The following is a 19,641-nucleotide window of genomic DNA, read 5'->3' on the forward strand; positions in this document are numbered from 1 at the left end:
CGCTGGCGAGGGAGGCGCGTGGATCACCAGTGCACGCCGCGCATCAGCGCCGCGAACGCCACCTGCTCGTTGGTCGGCTTCTCGTCCTTGAGCGCCTTGCGGTCGCCCTTGGCGGCGGCCGAGTCCGGGAACATCTCGAACGCAGTGTTCATGATCACCTCGTACGCCTTGGGCGCCACGGCGTTGAGCGTGGCGGCGAAGATGCCCATGCGGGTGGCGACGCGGCTGGGCCGCTCAATGATGGCCTTGACCACCAGGTCGGCGGCTTCTTCCGGGGTGAGGGTCGGCACCGAATCGTACATCTTGGTGGGCGCGATCATCGGCGTCTTCACCAGCGGCATGTTGACCGTGGTGAAGGCGATGTTCTTGCCGCTGAACTCCGCCTGGGCGCAGCGGCTGAAGGCGTCGAGCGCCGCCTTGGAGGCCACGTAGGCCGAGAACCGGGCCGAGCTGGCCAGCACGCCAATCGAGCTGATGTTGATGATGTGGCCCTTGCGGCGCTGGGTCATCACCGGCAGGAAGCCCATGATCAGGCGCAGGCAGCCGAAGTAATTCAGTTGCATGGTGCGCTCGTAGTCGTGGAAGCGGTCGTAGCTGAGCTCGACCGAGCGGCGGATCGAGCGGCCGGCGTTGTTGACCAGGATGTCGACGGCCTTGTGCTCGTCGAGCACGGTCTTGACCAGCGCGTCGCAGCTTGCCAGGTCGGTGAGGTCGCAGGTGTAGGCCCAGCACTTGCCGCCGGCCGCGATGATCTCGTCGCGGGTCTTGAACAGCTCCTCCTCGCCGCGGGCGACGATGATGACCTTGGCGCCGGCCTCGGCCACCTTGATGGCCGACGCGCGGCCGATGCCCGAGGAGCCGCCGGTGATCACGACCACCTTGTTGGCGACATGGCCGCGCAGGGTGCGGTCGACGAACAGGTCCGGGTCGAGGTGGCGCTCCCAGTAGTCCCAGATGCGCCAGGCGTAGCCCTCGAGGTCGGGCACGGCGATCTTGCTGCCCTTGAGCGCGCGCTCGGCCACGCGGGTGTCGAAGCGCGTCGGGTAGGTGATGAAGGCCAGGGTGGCGGGCGGCAGCTTCAGGTCGCGCAGCAGCATGCTGGTGAAGCGCTTGACCGGCGGCAGGTTGGTGACCGCGCTGCGGACCGCGCCCGGCACCACGGCCAGCATGCGCGCGTCCAGGCGCATGGTCATTTCCGGCGCGTGCGCGGCGCGGCAGAAGGTGTTCATCAGCTCGCCAAAGCGCATCGGCTCCGGGTCGACCAGGTGGAAGCACTGGCCGTCCAGGCCCTTCTTGTGGGCGATGTGGTCCATCGCGTCGGCGACGAAATCCACCGGCACCACGTTGATGCGGCCACCCTCGATGCCCAGCGTCGGCACCCACTGCGGCAGGGTCTGGCGCATCTTCTTGATCAGGGTGAACAGGTAGTACGGGCCGTCGATCTTGTCGATCTCGCCGGTCTTGGAATGGCCGATGACCATGGACGGGCGGTAGATGCGAAACGGCACCTTGCACTCATTGCGCACGATGCCTTCGGACTCGTGCTTCGTGCGCAGGTAGGGATCCTTGAGGCCCTCGGCTTCCTCGAACATGTCCTCGCGGAACACGCCCGGGTACAGGCCGGCCGCGGCGATCGAGCTGGTGTGGTGGAAGCAGCCGGCCTTGAGGGCGGCGGCCAGCTCGATGGCGTGGCGGGTACCGTCGATGTTGGCGACCTGCTGCGAGGCCGCGTCGGCCGAAAGGTCGTAGATGGCCGCGAGGTGGAAGAAGTGCTGGACCTTGCCCGCCAGCGCCTTCACCTGCGCCGCGCTCAGCCCCAGCTTCGGCTTGGACAGGTCGCCCGGCACCGGCACGATGCGCTTGCGGTCCCAGCCCATCTTGGCGGCGATCGCCTCGAGCTTCTTCTCCGAGCCCTTGCGGACCAGCACGTGCACGCTGCCCTTGCGCTTGAGCAGGTTGCTGACCAGATAGCGCCCGATGAACCCGGTGGCGCCGGTGACGAAATAGCTCATGACCTCTCCCTGCCCTGTGCCCTGGACCGCCCGCATGGGCGGCCTCCCTCCGCCTAACTTGCCAGACCGCCCGCGTGCCGGCAAACGTCGCGTTGACCGTCCCCGGGGGCCGTGATATCACCCGGGGTTCAACCCGGGGACAAGAAATGGCAGACCTGAAAGAGCAGTTCCAGAAAGCCGCGCAGGACGTGATGAACCTGGCCGAGCGGCCCGACAACGACACCATGCTGCGGCTCTACGGCCTGTACAAGCAGGGCTCGGAAGGCGACGTCAGCGGGCCCAAGCCGGGCTTCTTCGACTTCGTGGGCACCGCCAAGTACGAGGCCTGGGAAAAGCTGGCCGGCACCAAGCCCGAGGACGCGATGAAGAAGTACGTCGACCTCGTGAAGAAACTGCGCGGCTGAGGCCGCCCCATGGCCCGCCAGACCCGCCAGCGGATCCTCGACACCGCCCTGCGCATGTTCAACCAGCAGGGCGAGCCGAACGTCACCACGAATCACATCGCCGACGAGCTGGAGATCAGCCCGGGCAACCTCTACTACCACTTCCGGAACAAGGACGACATCATCGAGCAGCTGTTCCAGCGCTACGAAGAGCGCATGGACACGGCCCTGGTGTCGCCCGACAGCCGGCTGCGGGACCTGGAGGACATCTGGCTGCAGCTGCACCTGGTGTTCGAGTGCATCTGGGAATACCGCTTCCTGTACCGCGACCTGGTGGACATCCTCAGCCGCAACCGGCGCCTGCGCCTGCGCTTCGCCCGGATCCTGAAGCGGGCGGCCGACGGCGCCTCCTCCGGCATGAAGGGGCTGGTCCAGGCCGGCGTGATGCGGGCCTCGGCCGCCGAGGTCGAGGCCACCGCCACCAACATCCTCGTCATCGCCACCTTCTGGATGAACTACGCCAGCGTCCGCGGCGACAAGGACGAGGACGAGGCCATCCGCAGCGGCATCGTCCAGGTGATGATGCTGCTCTCCCCCCTGCTCCGCGACGCCGAGCGCGTCCACCTCAACACCCTCACCCAGGCCTACCTGCGCTGAGCCCGGGGGCCGGGCAACGGGTTGTATTGCAAGCGGTTTTGGGCTGGGCTATACTCCCGCTTCTTTATCGCCCCAACCCCATTCCAAGGAACTGCCATGAAAGTGCTCTCGTCCCTGAAGTCGGCGAAGACCCGCCATCGCGACTGCAAGGTCGTGCGCCGCCGCGGCAAGGTCTTCGTGATCTGCAAGTCCAACCCGCGTTTCAAGGCCCGCCAGCGCTGAGCGCAGGCCGCCTGGGTTGACCGAAACGCCGGCGAAAGCCGGCGTTTTCGTTTCCGGCCCGCGCCGGACCCGTGCCCGGCCGGGACATGGCGCGGCCGCGCGGGTTTTGCGATGATCCCCGGCCTACCCGTCATCCCGACGACCGTGGAGGTGGACCATGAAGGCCCTGACCCTTTCCCTCGCCCTGAGCGCCGGCCTGCTGCTGCAGGCGCCCGCCCACGCCGACACGCTGCTGGTGGAGCGCGTGCAGGCCGAGGCCAGCCAGTCGATGCCGGCCCGCGGCCAGACCATGGCCCAGGTCGAAGCCAAGTTCGGCGCCCCGCAGCAGAAGCACGCCCCCGTCGCGGGCCCGGGCGACCGCGCCCACAACCCGCCGATCACCCGCTGGGATTACGCCGGTTACTCGGTTTACTTCGAACACAGCCACGTGGTCGATGCCGTGGCCATCAAGGCGACCCCGACCGAGGCCGGCCCCAAGCCCGTCCAGTAAGCAACGATGCCGAACAACCTGCGCTTCCCGGCGGAATGGGAACCCCAATCCGCCGTACTGCTCGCTTGGCCGCATGAAGGCACCGACTGGGCGCCGCGCCTGGAGGGCGTCGAGCGGACGTACGTCGCCCTGGTCGCGGCGATCACCCGCTTCCAGCCCGCCCTGGTCTGCGTCGCCGACGCAGCCCTGAAAGCGCGCGCCAGTGCGCTGCTCGGGGCCGCCGGCGTCGACCTGGCCCGGGTGCGCTTCTTCGAAGTGCCCTACGACGACACCTGGCTGCGCGACTCGGGCCCGATCACGCTGCGCGAGGGCGACGGCTTCCGCCTGCTCGATTTCCACTTCACGGCTTGGGGCGGCAAGTTCGAGGCCGGCCTCGACGACCAGCTGGTCGGCAAGCTGCATGCCTCGGGGCTGCTGGCGCCGGCGCGGCACCAGCGCATCGACTTCGCGCTCGAGGGCGGCGGCATCGAGACCGACGGCGCCGGCACCCTGCTCAGCACCTGGACCTGCCTGCACGAGCGCCACCCCGACAAATCGCGGGCCGAGATCACCGCCACGCTCGAGAAGTCGCTGGTGCAGGAGCGCACGCTCTGGCTCTTCCACGGCTACCTCGAGGGCGACGACACCGACGCCCACATCGATACCCTCGCCCGCTTCGCCGGCCCCGAGGCGATCGTGTTCCAGGCCTGCGATGACGAGGCCGACACCCATTACGCCCCGCTGCAGGCCATGGCCGCCGAGATCGAGGCGCTGCGCCGGCCGGACGGCAAGCCCTACCGCCTGTTCCCGCTGCCGTGGGCGCGCCCGATCCTCGACGAAGGCCGGCGCCTGGCCGCGTCCTACGCCAACTTCCTCATCATCAACGGCGCGGTGCTCATGCCGGCCTACGGCGATGCCGCCGATGCCGGGGCCGCGGCGGTGCTGGCGCGCGCCTTTCCGGGCCGCGAGATCGTCCGCATCGACTGCCGCCCGCTGATCTGGCAGAACGGCAGCCTGCACTGCGTCACCATGCAACTTCCCGAAGGCCTGCTGGCATGAGCAAGAAATCCCTCACCGTCGCCCTGGTGCAGGACCGCGACCACGGCAGCGTCGACGCGAACCTCGCCAACATCGAGACGCGCGTCGCCGAGGCGGCGTCGCGCGGGGCGAAGCTGGTGCTGCTGCAGGAGTTGCACAACGGTGCCTACTTCTGCCAGCACGAATCCACCCACGAGTTCGACCGCGCCGAGCCGATCCCGGGCCCGAGCACCGAGCGCCTGGGCGCGCTGGCGAAGAAGCACGGCGTGGTGCTGGTGTCCTCGCTGTTCGAGCGCCGCGCCGCCGGCCTGTACCACAACACCGCGGTGGTCTTCGAAACCGACGGCTCGATCGCCGGCAAGTACCGCAAGATGCACATCCCCGACGACCCGGGCTTCTACGAGAAGTTCTACTTCACCCCCGGCGACCTGGGCTTCGAACCGATCAACACCTCGGTCGGCCGACTGGGCGTACTGGTCTGCTGGGACCAGTGGTATCCGGAAGCCGCACGCCTGATGGCGCTGGCCGGCGCCGACCTGCTGCTCTATCCGACCGCCATCGGCTGGGACCCGGAAGACGCCCAGGACGAAAAAGACCGCCAGCGCGGCGCCTGGCTGCTGAGCCACCGCGGCCATGCCGTCGCCAACGGCCTGCCGGTGCTGAGCTGCAACCGCATCGGCCACGAACCCTCGCCGCTGGGTGCCTCGGGCATCCGCTTCTGGGGTTCGAGCCACGTGCTCGGGCCGCAGGGTGAGTTCATCGCCGAGTCCGGCACCGACGACGCCGAAGTGCTGGTGGCGGAAGTCGACCTGGGCCGCAGCGAACAGGTGCGCCGCATCTGGCCTTTCCTGCGCGACCGCCGCATCGATGCCTACCAAGACCTCCTGAGGCGGTACCGCGATTGAACCTCTCCACCGAGGCCGGCTACGACGGCCTGCATGACCAGCCGCACGCCATCGTCGAACGCGAGGGCGTGCGCTACACCCTGCTGGGCACGGCCCACGTCTCGCGCGCCAGCGTCGACGCGGTCGAGGCCGCGCTGGCCACCGGCCACTACGACACCATCGCGGTCGAACTCGATGCCCAACGCCACCGGGCGATGACCGACCCGGACGCGCTGGCCAAGCTCGACCTGTTCCAGATCCTGCGCGAAGGCAAGACCGGCCTGGTCGCCGGCAACCTCGCGCTGGCCGCCTACCAGCGGCGCCTGGCCGAGCAGCTCGGCGTCGAGCCGGGCGCCGAGCTCAAGGCCGCGGCCGTCGGCGCTGAGGAGCGCGGCCTGCGCCTTTCGCTGATCGACCGCGACGTCGGCACCACGCTCAAGCGCGCCTTCGCGGGCCTCGGTTTCTGGGGCCGCACGAAGCTGATCGCGGGCCTGGGCGCCAGCCTGCTGGCCGACGACGAAGTCGAGGCCGGCGAGATCGAGAAGCTGAAGCAGGGCGACTACCTCGAATCGAGCTTTGGTGAATTCGCCGCCGGCAGCCCGCCGCTGTATCGCGCGGTGATCGCCGAGCGCGACGTCTACATGGCCAACCGCCTGCGCCAGGTCGGCGCCGAGGGCGCGCGCGAGGTGCTGGCCGTGGTCGGTGCCGGCCACCTCAAGGGCCTTGAGCAGCACCTGCGTGACGACAGCGCGGCCCCGGCACCGGTGCTGGCCGAACTCGACACCGTGCCCGCCGGCAGCCGGATCCCGTGGTTCACGATCCTGCTGGTGGTGTTCCTGTTCGGCGGCTTCGCCTGGGGCTTCTGGCAAGGCGGCGCCGAGCTGGGCGGTGAACTGGTGCTGCAGTGGGCGCTGATCACCGGCATCGGCGGCGCCCTGGGCTGCCTCGCCGCCGGCGGCCATCCGCTAAGCATCGTGGCGGCCTTCATATCCTCGCCGCTGACGCCACTGCACCCTGCCCTCGCCTCGGGCACCGTCAGCGCCGCAGTCGAAGCCTGGGTCCGCAAGCCGACCTACGCCGACTTCCTGCGGCTGCGGGACGACACCGGCAAGCTGTCGGGCTGGTGGCGCAACCGCGTCGCGCGGGTGCTGGTGAACTTCTTCCTGACCAGCCTGGGCACCGCGGTCGGCGTCTGGATCGCGGGCGCCAACATCATCGGCAAGCTGGGCTGAGGCCAGGGCCAGGCGGCCCGGGCCTCACGCGTCATTCCGTCGCCGAACCCAGGCGCAGGCCCTTCAGCGGCGCCTTGGCGCGACCACGGCGCAGCGTCTCCGACGTCCACTCGCGCATGTCGTCCATCGCCGCGTAAATGGTCGGCAGGAACAGCAGGCTGACGATGGTGGAGAACACCAGGCCACCGGCGATCGCACGCGCCATCGGGTAATAGGCCGGGCCGTCGCCGCCGAGCTGGGTGCCACCGATGCACAGCGGCAGCATCGCCAGCACCGTGGTGCAGGTGGTCATCAGGATCGGTCGCAGGCGCTCCTTGCAGCCATGCACCAGCGCATCGGTGCGGCTGAGCCCGCTGCGGCGCTGCGCATTGATGTGCTCGAACAACACGATGCCGTTGTTCACCACCACGCCCATCAGGACCAAACACCCGATGAAGGCCATGATGGTGAAGGTGGTGCCGGTGAAGGCGAACAGCCAGAACACGCCCAGCGCCGAGAACAGGATCGAGCTGATGATCGCGGCCGGGAACAGCATCGACTCGAACACCGCCGCCATCACCAGGTAGACCATCACCAGCGCCAGCAGCAGGTTGAACAGCATCTGCTTGCCGGCTTCGTCGTCCTGCTGGAACGAGCCGCCGAAGCTGAAGCGGTAGCCCGGCGGGAAGGTGGCCGAGGACAGCACTTCCTCCATCGCCTTGCGCGCATCGGGCACGGTGACGTCCTTGGCCAGGTTGGCCTCCAGCGCCAGCGAGGTCTGGCGGCTTTCGCGGGTGATCTGCGAAGCACCCTTGCGGACGTTGACGTCCACCACCGAGAGAAGCGGCACGCTGGTGCCGTCGGCGCGACGCAGGGTCAGCGCCGACATGTCCTCGACCCGGAAGTCCTCCGAGCCCGCGAAGCGCACCCACACCGGCAGCTCGGCGTCGCCGGAGCGGAACTCGCGCAGCGGCGTACCGCGCAGGGCGATGCCGATGTAGCTGGCCACTTCCTGCGCGCTGAAGCCCAGGCTGGCGGCGCGTTCCCGGTTCACGCTGACCTGGACCTCGCTGTTCTCGTCGCCGGAATCGACGCGGACGTCGCGGAACTCCTTGCGCAGCGCAAGCATCGGCACCAGGTTCTCGGCCAGCTCGTTCAGCGTCGCGGACGAATCACCCTGCAGGAACACCCGGATGCCCTGCTCGTCGCCGCCACCGCCGCCGCCATCGCCGCCGCTGAAGCCGATCTCGGCCCGCGCGGTGCGCGGCAGGTCCTTGCGGATCATCTCCTGCACTTCCTCGGCCGACATCAGCCCCGGCTCCTGCTTGCGCAGCAGCAGCTTGTCCAGGAAGCTCGGGTTCGGATCCACCAGCGTGACCTGCATGCCGGCCCAGCCGCGCTCGCTGAACCACGAATAGAGCTGCTTGATCTGGTACTTCTCGCGGTTGGCGTCCAGGAACGTCTCGACCCGCAGCACCTCCTCCGAGATCTGCTCGAGGCTGTAGGCGCCCTTCCAGTCGAAATACAGCTCGATGCGGCGGCCGACGTCGTTCTTGAAGAAGTCCATCTTGGTCATGCTCACCGGCACGAGACTCACCAGCACCAGCAGCATCATCGACAGCATGGCCTTGGCGCGATTGGCCAGGGTCCAGCGCAGCAGCGACGCATAGCCGCGGGTCAGGCGCGGCACGAAGCCGTGCTCGGCGGTGACCGCAGGCGGCGTCTTCAGGCGCGCCGAGATCATCGGGATCAGGCTCACCGCGACGATCCACGACGCCAGCAGCGAGATGGTGATCGTCATCGCCACCTGGCCCAGGTAGATCGAGATGAAGTTGCGCTCGCCGAACAGGTTGGGCATGAAGACGATGATGCTGGTCAGCGTGCCGGCCGTGATCGCCACCTGCACGCTGCGCGTGCCCTCGATGGCGCAGCGCATCGGGTCGTTGGGGTACTTCTCGCGGTTCTGGTAGATGCTCTCCACCACCACCACGGCGTTGTCCACCAGCATGCCGACGCCGATCAGCAGGCCCATCATCGACAGGATGTTCAGGGTCATGCCGAAGAAATACATCGCGCCCAGCGTCATCACGATGCAGATCGGGATCGCCAGCGTCACCATCAGCGTGGACGGCCAGTGGCGGAGGAAATAGAACAGGATCAGCAGTGACAGCAGCGATCCGACCAGGCCGGCTTCGATCAGCTCATTGATCGAGCTGGTCACGCCAACGGCCTGGTCATCGATGATGTTGAGCTGGATGTCGCGGAATTCGGGCTCCTGGTTGATCAGGGCCAGCTCGGCCATCGCCAGGCGCGAGACATCCACCAGGTTGGCGTTGCGCTCGCGGAAGATGTCCAGGCCCACGGCCGGACGGCCGTCCAGGCGCCGGCCGTAGTCCACCTCCTGCGGCTTCTCGCGGATCACGGCAACGTCGGACAGGCGCAGGCCCTTGTCGTTGAGCACGAGATCGCGCATCTCATCCAGGCTCGCCGTCTCGCCGATCGGCTGCACGCGCAGGCGCTGCCGGCCCTCGTTGATCTGGCCGGCCGAGACCGAGAAATTGACCGCGCGCAGGCGCGCGGCGAGTTCGTTCAGGCCCAACCCGTGGGCGCTGAGGCGATCGGCGGAGATCGCGATCTCGACCTCGGGCGGCGACGCGCCGGAGATATCCACCCGGGCGACGCCCGGCACGCGCTCCAGGCGGCGCTGGAACTGCTGCTGGATCAGGGTGTATTCGCCGGTGAAATCCCGGTCTCCCGCGAAGCGCACGCGGATCACCGGCTGGTCGCTGGGCGAGAACTTGAAGACGAAGTAGCGCTGCAGGTCCTCCGGCAGCTCGCCGCGGATGGCGTCCAGCCGGTCGCGTGCCTCGCTGGCGGTGATCTCGATGTCGCGGTCCCAGTCGGAGAACTGCATCTGGACGCTGGATCCGTCCGGGCGGCTGGTGGACCGCATGCGGGCGATGCCGGTCAGCGTGGCCAGCGCCTCCTCGGCCGGACGCGTGATCGTGCGCTCCACTTCCTCCGGCGTGGAGCCCGGGTACGGCAGGTCCACGAAGATGAAGGGCACGTTGACATCCGGGAACTGCTCCAGCGGCAGCCGGAAGGCGGCGATCAGCCCGATCACCACCAGCGATACGTAGAACATCACCGCCGTCACCGGACGGCGGAGGCTCAGTTCGGCCAGGCTCATGCCGCGTCTCCCAGGGCCGCCGCCGCGCGCAGTCGCTCGAGCGCGCTGGCCCGCTGGCCACGCTCGACGTAATGCGCATCGGACTTGCGGTCCATCAGCTTGTACATCACGGGGATCACCACCAGGGTCAGCAGCGTCGAGACCGCCAGGCCGCCGATCACCGTGATCGCCATCGGTGCGCGGACCTCGGCGCCTTCGCCGCCGAAGAAGGCCAGCGGCGCGAAGCCGAACAGCGTGGTGGCGGTCGTCATGATGATGGGCCGCAGGCGCGAGTAGGCGCCGCGCATGATCGCCTCGTCCTTGGCCACGCCTTCCTCGCGCAGCTGGTTGACCTTGTCGATCAGGATGATGGCGTTCTTCACCACGATGCCGCACAACAGGATCAGGCCGATGAAGACCACCACCGAGACCGGCGATCCGCTGATCCACAGCGCCATCACCGCGCCGACCATGGCCAGGGGGATGGTGAACATGATCACGAACGGATGCAGCAGCGATTCGAACTGCGAGGCCATCACCAGGTAGACCAGGAAGATCGCCAGCGACAGCGCGAAGATCAGCGAACTGATCGAAGCATCCAGCTCCTCGCCCTGGCCGCCGATGTGCATTCGCACGTCGGCGCCCAGCGGATCCGCCGCCACCATGTCGCGCACCTGCTGCACGGCGGTGCCGAGGTCGATGTCGCGCAGGTTGGCCGAGACGATGGCCACGCGGATCTGGTCGACGCGGTTGATCTCGCTCGGGCCGATGGTGGCGACGACGTCGGCCACCGCGTCCAGCGTCACCGGCCGGTCGCTCTGCGGGTTGACGATGATCTTGCGGATGCTTTCCAGCGACTCGCGGTCGGTTTCCTGCGCCCGCACCAGCACGTCGATCTTGCGGTCGCGGAAGCTGTAGCGCGTCGCCACCTCGCCACGCACCTTGCGCACGACCTGGTCGGCGATCTGGCGGCTGGTGAGCCCCAGCGCCGCCGCGCGCTCCTGATCGAAGCGGATCTGGATCTCGGGGAAGCCCTGCTCCACCGTCGACTTCACGTCGGCGAAGCTGTCGTCGCCCTCGAGCATCGTCGCCAGCTTGCGGCCGGCGCGCTCCACCGCCGCCAGGTCCTGCCCTCGCAGCTCGATTTCGAGCGGCGTGGAGAAGCTGAACAGCTGGGGTCGGCCAAACTTCACCTGCACGTCGGGGAACTGGGCCATCGTGGCGCGCATGCGCTCGGTCTGCCGTTCCTCGGAGGCACGACCGAAGTCACCGCCCATCACCACCGTGAGCTTGGCGATGTTCTCACCCGACTCGGTCGGGTTGGCGTCGAGCCGGGTGCCACTGCCGCTCACGCCGTACAGCGCCTGCACGCCCTCGTCCTCGCCGTGCACCTGCTGGATCTGTTTCACCAGCGCATCGGTGTCGCGCAGCTGGGTGCCCGGCGGCAGCTTGGCCGTCATCTCGAAGCGATCCTGGGCGAACTGCGGGATCAGGTCGGTGCCCAGCGTCGAAGCGACGAACAGCGCCAGCACGAAGGCCACGCCCGCGGCGCCCAGCACCGGCAGCGGGTTCGACAGCGCGCGCGGCAGCAGGCGGTGGTAACCGGCCTCGGCCCAGTCGTAGGGCTTGAGCACCCAACCACCTACGCGGCCCAATCCCCGTCCACCCACGCCCAGCACGCGCGCCAGCGTCGCCACCAGCCAGGTGGCCGCGAACACCAGCAGCGGCACCAGGAACGCAAACGGGATGGCCAGCACCAGCAGGAGCAGGCAGAACGCCCACACCGGCGCCAGCACCAGCGCAGCCAGCGCCGCCCCGATGCCGCGCCCGGTGCCGCGACCGAAGGCCGCGCGCACGCGCCGGACAGGCAGCCTGGCGAACTCGATCACCTGCGCCAGCACCTGCCGCCACACCGGGCCGGCCGGGCCATCGGCGCCCGGCGAATCCGCGAACGCCATCGGCGACTTCGCCTTGAGCGCCGACAGCATCGGGATCAGCGTCAGCGACACCACCAGCGAAATCATCAGCGCGATCGAGACCGTCAGCGCCTGGTCCTTGAACAGCTGGCCGGCCACGCCCTGCACGAACACCAGCGGGAAGAAAACCGCCACCGTCGTCAGCGTCGACGCCACCACGGCCATGCTCACTTCCTTGGTGCCGACCACCGCGGCCTCGAGCACGCCCAGCCCGCGTTCACGCGCCTTGGCAATGCTTTCGAGCACCACGATCGAGTCGTCCACCACCATGCCGGTCGCCAGCGCCAGGCCGGCGAGCGACATCACGTTGAGGTTCAGGCCGAACTGGTCCATGAAGAAGAAGGTCGCGATGATCGAGACCGGCAGCGACAAGCCGATCACGAAAGTGCTCCAGCCGTCGCGCAGGAAGAAGAAGATCAGCAGGATGGCGAACACGCCGCCCATCAGGGCTTCCTTCTTCACTTCCGACAGCGCCGCCTCGATGAAGATCGACTGGTCTTCGATGGTGGTCAGGGTCGCGCCCTGCGGCAGCTGGTCCTTCAGGCGCTCGAGCGCGACCTTGATCGCCTCGGCCACGGCGACGGTATTGGCGTCGCCTTCCTTGTAGATCGCCAGCTCGACGGCCTCCCCGCCGCCCAGGCGGATGATCGCCTCGCGCTCCTTGTAGCCCTGGCTGACGGTGGCGACGTCGCGCAGGCGCACCGGCACGCCGTCGACGTTGGCCACGAGCAGTTCACGCATCTGGTCCAGGCCGGTGAACTGGTTCACCGTGCGCACCAGGTAGCGCTGCGAACCTTCCTCGATGCGGCCGCCGGAAATGTTCACGTTCTCGAGGCGGAGGCGCTCGATGACGGTGTTCACGTCGAGGTTGAGCTGGGCCAGGCGGTCCTGGTCGATCAGCACCTGCACCTCGTCCTCGAGGCCGCCGGCGACCTTGACCGCGGCGACGCCGCCGACCGGCTCGAGCCGCTTCTTCAGCTCTTCCTCGGCGTAGCGCCGCAGGCGCATCAGCTCGGCCTGCTCGCTGCCGGCGGGGGCCTCGGTGGCGGCCAGCACGAGGCGCATCACCGGCTCGGTGGACGGATTGAAACGCAGCAGCACCGGCTGCTTGGCTTCCAGCGGCAGGCGCAGCACCTCGAGTTTGTCGCGCACCTCGAGGCTGGCCTGGTCCATGTCGGTGCCCCAGGCGAACTCGAGCACCACGTCGCTCTGGCCGGTTCGAGAGACCGAGCGCAGCTTGCGCAGGTTCTTGACCACGCCCACGGCCTCTTCGACCGGCTCGCTGATCAGGGTCTCGATTTCCATCGGCGCGGCACCGGTGTACTCGGTGCGCACGGTCAGGGTCGGGTAGCTGAGGTCAGGCAGCAGGTTGACCTTCAGGCTGGACAGCGCGATCAGGCCGAAGATCACGAAGGTCACGGTGACCATCGCCACCGTCACCCGCCGGCGGGTGGAGAATTCGACCAGGCTCATTCGACGGCAACCTGCGCGACGGCGGCTTCAGTGGAGGCTTCCGGCGCGGCCGGGTTGATCACTTCGACCTCGGAGCCATCGCGGATCGCGACCTTGCCGGCAGTGACGACGTCGTCGCCTTCCACCAGGCCCTTGCGCACCTCGGCCACTTCGCCGTTCACGTAGCCCAGCTCGACCGGCACCCGCACCGCCTTGCTGTCGCGCACCACGAACACCGCCGGCTCGCCCTCGTCCTCGAGCAGCGCCACCCGCGGCATGGTCAGCGCGTCCACGCGCTCGTCGTAGACCACCTCGATGCGGCCGAACATGCCCGGCCGCAGCGTGCCGCCGCCTTCGAAGGCGCACACCACGCGGAACGTGCCGCTGCCGGAGTCGACCACCGGGCTGATGCGGTCGACCTTGCCCTCGAACACCTGGCCCGGCACCGCGTCCACGACCATGCGCAGCGGCATGCCGGGGCGCAGCGTGGCGAGTTCACGCTCGGGCACGTTCAGCACGCCCTCGAGCTGGGAGATGTCGACCACGCGGAAGGCCGGCGCGTTCAGCGCCACCAGGTTGCCGACCTTCACCATGCGCTGCGCCACCACGCCCGTGATCGGCGCAACGATGTTGGTGTGCGACAACTCCAGCTGCGCGAGGTCGTAGCTGGCCTTGGCCGACTCGAGGTCGAAGCGGATCTGCTCGACCGACTCGGCGCTGACCAGCTTGGACGCCAGCAGCTCCTGCGCGCGGCGGAAGTTGTTCTCGAGCTTGCGGACGGTGGCGCGCGAGCGCTCCATCTCAAGGCGCGCGCGGTCGGGATCGATGCGCGCCAGGACCTGGCCGGCCTGGACCTGGTCACCTTCCTCCACCAGCACTTGCAGCACGACGCCGGAGGACTTCGCGACCACCTGCGCTTCGGCCGGCGCCTCGAGGCTGGCGGTGCCGCTGTAGCTGGCCGAGATCATCTGCTTCGTGACGCGGGCCACTTCGACCGGCACGGCCGGCGCCTTCTTTTCGACCGGCTTGCCGTCGGGACCGGTGGTGGCGGTTTCGGCGACCTGCCCCTCGGGCGGCTGGCCGCCGCCGCAGCCCGCCAGGGCCAGGGTGATGGCAAGCGCCAGGACGGCGGTGGTACGGGCCAGCGGGAACGTGCGGAGAGTCTTCATTGTCGGGGCTTCTGGCGGGGGTGTTGTAGTTGAATAGAACAGTACAGGACGGGCGTGAAGAGCCGCATATGCCGGAAGTCTGGATGCCCACTGGTGACGGCGGCATGCCTGGTGACCACCGGCCCCCTGTCTGCCTTGGGATGCACCGGCTATAATTTCGGTTTAGCGCCGCCCGCCCGACCCTTTCGAGCCGGAAAAAAAAGACCGATGAAGCGAATCCTGTTGCCCGCCGCCAGCCTCGTGCTCGCCCTCGCCACCGCGCCCGCGTTCGCCAAGGGCGATCCGGAGAAGGGCAAGGCCCTGTTCTATACCTGCACCGGCTGCCACGGCATCGCCGACTACAAGAACGCCTACCCGACCTACCGCGTGCCCAAGGTCGGTGGCCAGAACGAGGCCTACCTGGTCGCGGCCCTGACCGGCTACAAGACCGGCGACCGCGAGCACCCGACCATGCAGGCGCAGGCCGAAAGCTTCTCCGACCAGGAGATCGCCGACATCGCCGCGTATCTGTCCAGCCTCAAGCCGGCCAAGTGAGAACCGACCCCATGACCCTGCGCCTGCTCGCCGCTTCCGCCCTCCTCGCCCTCGCCGCCCCGGCCTTTGCCGCCGGCCCGGTCGGCAACATCGCCGCCGGCCAGGAGAAGTCCAAGACCTGCGCCTCCTGCCACGGCGCCACCGGCAACGAAAGCCTCGACGATACCTATCCCAAGCTGGCGGGCCAGCATCCGGAGTACCTCGCGCGCGCGCTGCAGGAATACAAGTCGGGCAAGCGCAAGAACGCGATCATGGCGGGTTTCGCCGGTGCGCTCAGCGACGAGGACATCAACGACCTGTCGGCCTTTTACGGCAGCCAGGCCGGCGACCTGCACGACCTGAGCAAGATCGACGAGCGCTGATCGCGCCGCCTGCCTCGCACCGAAAGCCCGGCGAAAGCCGGGCTTTTTTGTTGCGGGCCGCTAGCCGTCCTTCGGTGCCGGCACGTCCGCCGGCTTGGCCAGCGGCTTGCGGCAGTGGAAGTCGTAGAGGTCGCGGGTGCCCTTCCACGCGGCCTGGCTGGTGGCGTTGGTGATCTGGTCCCACCACGCGGCGCACTGCGCGGCTTCCTGTTCGTTGAGCGTATTGGGGTCGTCGAGCTCGACCACGTAGCCGTCGTTGTTGTGGCGGATGCCGCAGCCTCCGCCGGCCGCGAGGATGGATACCGTGCACACGAGCTTGGAACCGGGCTTGCCGGGGATCGGGATCTCGACGGTGCCGGTGGTGGCCTCGACGGCTTTTTCCAGCACTTCGGTGAGGATGTCTTTCTCCGGGATCCAGTATTCGTCGAAGCGCGTGGGCTCGTAAACCAGCGCCGGCTGCCGGCGCATGAAGCTGCCCGAATCCAGCAGGCCCGGCTGCTGGAAACTGAATTCGCGGGTGTCGTCGGTGGCGCCGCGCACCTGGTCGCGCAGGTCATCGGGCAGGTCGAGCGAACCGTCGGGGTTGTAGAGCCGCAGCGACCCGCCCGCGGGCGCGGCATCGAGGGCTTGCATCGCACCGTCCCGGCTCGCGGGCGGCGCCAGGAAATCGTCGGACAAGGCCGGCGCGGACGGGGGTGACGACGCGGCGGGCGAAGCGTCCGGTGCCGAGGGAACGGCGGCGGTTTCCGGCACCGGCGCCTGTGCCGCCGGCTCTGGCGCCGGCGTGTCTTCCGACTCGGGCGCGGGCAATTCCCCGAACGCGATGTCGAGCTCGGGCTTCTCGACGCGCAGCGGTTCCGGACGCAGGACATCGACGGTCGGCGCGGCTGGCCGATCGATCTCCACCTGCGCGGGCTCGATCACTTCGGCGAACGTGGGGGCGGCGATGTCGACGCGGGTCGTGACCGGCTCGGTCGGCGAAGGCTTGGTCTCAGGCAGCGGCACGCGCGCGATCTCTGTTTCGGGCAGCGGCTCGGGGCTGGGCACGGGCGCGAGCGGCAGTTCGCGCAGCGGGATCGGCGCTGGCTCCGGGTCTTCCACCGGAACGAATACCAGCGTCGAGTCGATCGACGGCGCCGGATCCTCGGGCAGGTCCACTTCTTCGTTCGGATCCGGATCGGTGGCGGGCTCCACGATGGGCTCGGGGAGTGGTTCCGGCTCGACCACGGGTTCCGGTTCGGGCTGCGGCTCGGGCTCGGGCTCGGGTTCCGGCTCGGGTTCGGGCTGAGGTTCGGGTTCGGGCTGTGGCTCCGACTCTTGTTCCGGTTCCGGTTCCGGCGCGGGCTCGGGCTCCCGGACGGGCTCGGGGGCGGGCGCTTCAACGGGCTCCGGCTTTGGCTCCGGCTCGGGAACGGGTTCCGGTTCGGGCAGCGGCTCGGGTTCCGGCTCGGGAAAGATCAGGATGGTGGTGATCTCGCGCTCGGGCGTCGGGGCCGCGACGAAGCTGCTGCGGTCGAAGACCCAGAACACCACCGCGTGGCCAATCGTGACCAGGCCCATCAGCACCAGGCGCAGGCCGAGCGGCAGGTCTTCCGGCGCGCGCGCCGGCCGCCAGCGATGGCCGGACTCGTTGAGCGCCTCTGCGGGATCGTAGGTCTCGCGGGGATCGCTCACGGGCACCGCGTCGTCGGGAAGGGCCGGGCGAGATTAACCGCACCGCCCGGGAAAAATTGGTTAAGCGGCGCGGGCGCGGCGCGGACCATTCAGCCGCGGGCTATGTAGGGCGCGCTGCCGGTGCTGTGGTCGGTGGCATCGCGCACGGCGGTGACTTCCGGGATCTTCGCCTTCATCGAGGTCTCGATGCCCTGCTTCAGGGTCACGTCCACCATGCCGCAGCCGTGGCAGCCGCCGCCGAAGCGCAGGTACACCACGCCGTCGGCATCGATCGAATCGAGCGCGACGCGGCCTTTGTGCGAGGCCAGCTGCGGGTTGATCTCCGAGTCGATCAGCCACTGCACGCGCTCGACCAGCGAAGCATTGCCGGCGGGCTGGTCGCCCTTGATGCGCGGCGCCTTGATGGTGAGCTGGCCGCCGGTGGCGCTGGCGACGAAGTCGATGTCGGCCGAATCCAGGAACGGCGCACTGGGCGCGTCGACGTACAGCGTGAATCCCGCGCACTCGATCGACCACTCGTCGCCGAGCAGGTCGCCGTGGTCACAGAACTCCAGCCGTGCATCGGCGCGCGGGGTGCCGGGGTTGACGGCCGAGAGCCGGATGCCGACGGCGTCGCCGCCCTGGGTCTGGAGCAGGCGCTGGAAATAGGCCTGCGCGGATTCGGTGATGTTGATCATGGCGCGCATTGTAAACCCCCGGCCTATACTTCGGCCCTACCGCCCTGGAACGCAGCCATGACCTCGATCAGTGAACTCGCCGCCCGCCGCTGCACGCCGCTCAAGGGTGAACAGCACCGCCTGCCGGCCGCCGACGTGAAGACCTTCCTCACCGCCCTGCCCGGCTGGGAGCTGGTCGAAGACGGCGCGGCCATCCGCAAGACCTTCCGCTTCCCGGACTACTACCGGACGATGGCCTTCGTGAACGCGCTGGCCTACGTGGCCCACGCCGAAGACCACCACCCCGACCTCGGCGTGCACTACGACCGTGCCGTGGTGCGGTTCTCGACCCATGACGTGGGCGGGTTGAGCGCCAACGACTTCATCTGCGCCGCCAAAACCGAACACCTGGCCTGAAGAAGATGTACCAGGTTCATTTATCCGGGCCGGGGCCCGTTGATTCCCGAGCCACCTCGCCCGGACAAATGAACCTGGTACATTTTCTTCAGGTGCTTTTTCAGCCCCCGAGGCGGTCCAGCACCGTCACGAGCTCTTCGCTCAGCGGCGCATTGATTAGGTAAGGCGTCTTGCCCTGGTCGAGGGCGAACTCGATCGATGCGGCGTGCAGGAACAGGCGCTTGAGGCCCACCTGCTGCGCCAGCCGCTTGTTCGCCTCCGGGTCGCCGTACTTGTCGTCGCCGGCGACCGGGTGGCCGAGGTGGGCGGCGTGAACGCGGATCTGGTGGGTGCGGCCGGTCTCGATGCGCACTTCGCAGTAGCTGTGGCCACCGCGGCGCTCGAGCACCTTGAAGTGGCTGACCGAGGGCTTGCCCGACGGATCCACCCGCACCTGCCGCTCGCCGCCCTGCATCACCGACTTCTGCAGCGGCGCATCCACGGTCAGCGTGCCGTTCGGGACGCGGCCGACCAGCAGCGCCAGGTAGCGCTTGCCCGGGCCCTCGTCGTCCTCGCCGGCGCGCATCAGCGCCTGCAGTTCGAGCAGGGCCGAACGCTTCTTGGCGACGATGATCACGCCCGAGGTATCGCGGTCGAGGCGATGCACCAGCTCCAGCGGCTCGCCCGGCCGCAGGGCGCGGAGGGATTCGATCAGGCCATGGCTGATGCCGCTGCCGCCGTGGGTGGCCAGGCCGCTGGGCTTGTTTACGGCCAGCAGGGCCTTGTCCTCGAACACGATGCTCGCGGCCAGCCGGTCCAGCAGCCCCTTGGGCACGGGCCGGGCCTCGCCGGCCTCGTTCAGCTTGACCGGCGGGATGCGGACCTCGTCGCCCCCGGCCAGGCGGCTGTCGGCCTTGGCCCGCTTGCCGTTGATCCGGACCTGGCCGCTGCGGACCAGCTTGTAGACCAGGCTCCGGGGCGCCCCCTTGAGCTGCAGCAGCAGGAAGTTGTCCAGGCGCTGGCCATCCCGGTCCTCGGGGACCTTGACCATCTTCACGCCGGTTGAGACTTCATTTGCCGCCATGGGGGTTGCACCTATACAATCGCTTCGCGAGATAACGTCCTGATTTCCCTGGGGTGCCGGCCGAAAGCCGATCCCAGGTGAATCCTGAGGAACCGCTACCACACCCCACGGGGGTGACCATGTTAGCCGGTACCGAAGGCGGACGGATATCGCCGTACACCTTACAAGTGCACGACAGACCGGAAAACGCTCGGCGGTTTCCGGCCCCAATGACCGAACACATGTACAACAAGCGCTCCCGTGGGTACGCCCAAGGTTTTGAAGCGCTGGAAGTTCCTGCCAGGCCTGGGTGC

General features: G+C 68.5%; 17 protein-coding genes. 10 read left to right on the plus strand and 7 right to left on the minus strand.

Features of this window, described 5'->3' with window-relative positions; all coding sequences use genetic code 11:
- Positions 1-23: 23 nt before the first annotated feature.
- Positions 24-2,012: an SDR family oxidoreductase gene (locus tag VFV21_RS03535; protein WP_329668108.1), complete on the minus strand. Its 1,989-nt coding sequence runs from the start codon at positions 2,010-2,012 to the stop codon at positions 24-26.
- A 146-nt stretch (positions 2,013-2,158) separates the two neighbouring features.
- Between VFV21_RS03535 and VFV21_RS03540 the strand changes: the two genes are divergently transcribed.
- From VFV21_RS03540 to VFV21_RS03570, 7 genes are all read left to right on the plus strand, one after another.
- Entirely contained in the window at positions 2,159-2,416 is a 258-nt protein-coding gene (locus VFV21_RS03540) for an acyl-CoA-binding protein (RefSeq protein WP_034211080.1), read from the plus strand.
- A gap of 9 nt (positions 2,417-2,425) precedes the next feature.
- A complete protein-coding gene (locus VFV21_RS03545; RefSeq protein ID WP_034211078.1) occupies positions 2,426-3,052 on the plus strand; it encodes a TetR/AcrR family transcriptional regulator in 627 nt (208 codons plus the stop codon).
- 96 nt (positions 3,053-3,148) lie between these two features.
- A complete protein-coding gene (gene ykgO, locus VFV21_RS03550; protein WP_005913193.1) occupies positions 3,149-3,274 on the plus strand; it encodes a type B 50S ribosomal protein L36 in 126 nt (41 codons plus the stop codon).
- A 157-nt stretch (positions 3,275-3,431) separates the two neighbouring features.
- Positions 3,432-3,764, plus strand: a complete 333-nt coding sequence (locus VFV21_RS03555) for a hypothetical protein (protein WP_329668109.1) — start codon at positions 3,432-3,434, stop codon at positions 3,762-3,764.
- 6 nt (positions 3,765-3,770) lie between these two features.
- Complete coding sequence (locus VFV21_RS03560) at positions 3,771-4,802, plus strand: agmatine deiminase family protein (RefSeq protein WP_329668110.1); 1,032 nt, start codon at positions 3,771-3,773, stop codon at positions 4,800-4,802.
- Positions 4,799-5,686, plus strand: a complete 888-nt coding sequence (locus VFV21_RS03565; RefSeq protein WP_329668111.1) for a carbon-nitrogen hydrolase — start codon at positions 4,799-4,801, stop codon at positions 5,684-5,686. Before VFV21_RS03560 ends, VFV21_RS03565 begins: the two co-directional genes overlap by 4 nt.
- The gene (locus VFV21_RS03570; protein ID WP_329668112.1) at positions 5,683-6,897 is read left to right on the plus strand and encodes a TraB/GumN family protein; all 1,215 of its coding nucleotides are present in this window, start codon (positions 5,683-5,685) and stop codon (positions 6,895-6,897) included. The genes VFV21_RS03565 and VFV21_RS03570 overlap by 4 nt, the downstream gene beginning before the upstream one ends.
- 31 nt (positions 6,898-6,928) lie before the next feature.
- On the opposite strand, the gene VFV21_RS03575 is transcribed toward VFV21_RS03570, so the two are convergent.
- From VFV21_RS03575 to VFV21_RS03585, 3 genes are read right to left on the minus strand one after another with little or no spacing between them, the layout of a single operon-like run.
- Positions 6,929-10,066, minus strand: coding sequence for an efflux RND transporter permease subunit (locus tag VFV21_RS03575; RefSeq protein WP_329668113.1), 3,138 nt, complete (start codon positions 10,064-10,066; stop codon positions 6,929-6,931).
- Positions 10,063-13,494, minus strand: a complete 3,432-nt coding sequence (locus tag VFV21_RS03580) for an efflux RND transporter permease subunit (RefSeq protein ID WP_329668114.1) — start codon at positions 13,492-13,494, stop codon at positions 10,063-10,065. The genes VFV21_RS03575 and VFV21_RS03580 overlap by 4 nt, the downstream gene beginning before the upstream one ends.
- On the minus strand, positions 13,491-14,642 hold the full coding sequence (locus VFV21_RS03585; protein WP_329668115.1) for an efflux RND transporter periplasmic adaptor subunit: 1,152 nt from the start codon (positions 14,640-14,642) through the stop codon (positions 13,491-13,493). The genes VFV21_RS03580 and VFV21_RS03585 overlap by 4 nt, the downstream gene beginning before the upstream one ends.
- 207 nt (positions 14,643-14,849) lie before the next feature.
- On the opposite strand from VFV21_RS03585, the gene VFV21_RS03590 reads away from it, so the two are divergent.
- Positions 14,850-15,176, plus strand: coding sequence for a c-type cytochrome (locus tag VFV21_RS03590; protein WP_052575127.1), 327 nt, complete (start codon positions 14,850-14,852; stop codon positions 15,174-15,176).
- Positions 15,177-15,187: 11 nt separating this feature from the next.
- Positions 15,188-15,538, plus strand: coding sequence for a cytochrome c (locus tag VFV21_RS03595; RefSeq protein ID WP_329668116.1), 351 nt, complete (start codon positions 15,188-15,190; stop codon positions 15,536-15,538).
- A 60-nt stretch (positions 15,539-15,598) separates the two neighbouring features.
- Here VFV21_RS03595 and VFV21_RS03600 read toward each other — a convergent pair whose 3' ends face one another.
- A complete protein-coding gene (locus VFV21_RS03600) occupies positions 15,599-17,212 on the minus strand; it encodes a hypothetical protein (RefSeq protein WP_329668117.1) in 1,614 nt (537 codons plus the stop codon).
- 89 nt (positions 17,213-17,301) lie between these two features.
- Complete coding sequence (locus tag VFV21_RS03605) at positions 17,302-17,889, minus strand: NfuA family Fe-S biogenesis protein (RefSeq protein WP_329668118.1); 588 nt, start codon at positions 17,887-17,889, stop codon at positions 17,302-17,304.
- Between the two features lie 57 nt (positions 17,890-17,946).
- Here VFV21_RS03605 and VFV21_RS03610 point away from each other — a divergent pair, with 57 nt between their 5' ends.
- Entirely contained in the window at positions 17,947-18,285 is a 339-nt protein-coding gene (locus tag VFV21_RS03610) for a 4a-hydroxytetrahydrobiopterin dehydratase (protein ID WP_329668119.1), read from the plus strand.
- 100 nt (positions 18,286-18,385) lie between these two features.
- Here VFV21_RS03610 and VFV21_RS03615 read toward each other — a convergent pair whose 3' ends face one another.
- Positions 18,386-19,315: an RluA family pseudouridine synthase gene (locus tag VFV21_RS03615; RefSeq protein ID WP_414638476.1), complete on the minus strand. Its 930-nt coding sequence runs from the start codon at positions 19,313-19,315 to the stop codon at positions 18,386-18,388.
- Positions 19,316-19,641: the final 326 nt, after the last annotated feature.

The organism is Arenimonas sp., assembly GCF_036275555.1.
GTDB lineage: Bacteria > Pseudomonadota > Gammaproteobacteria > Xanthomonadales > Xanthomonadaceae > Arenimonas.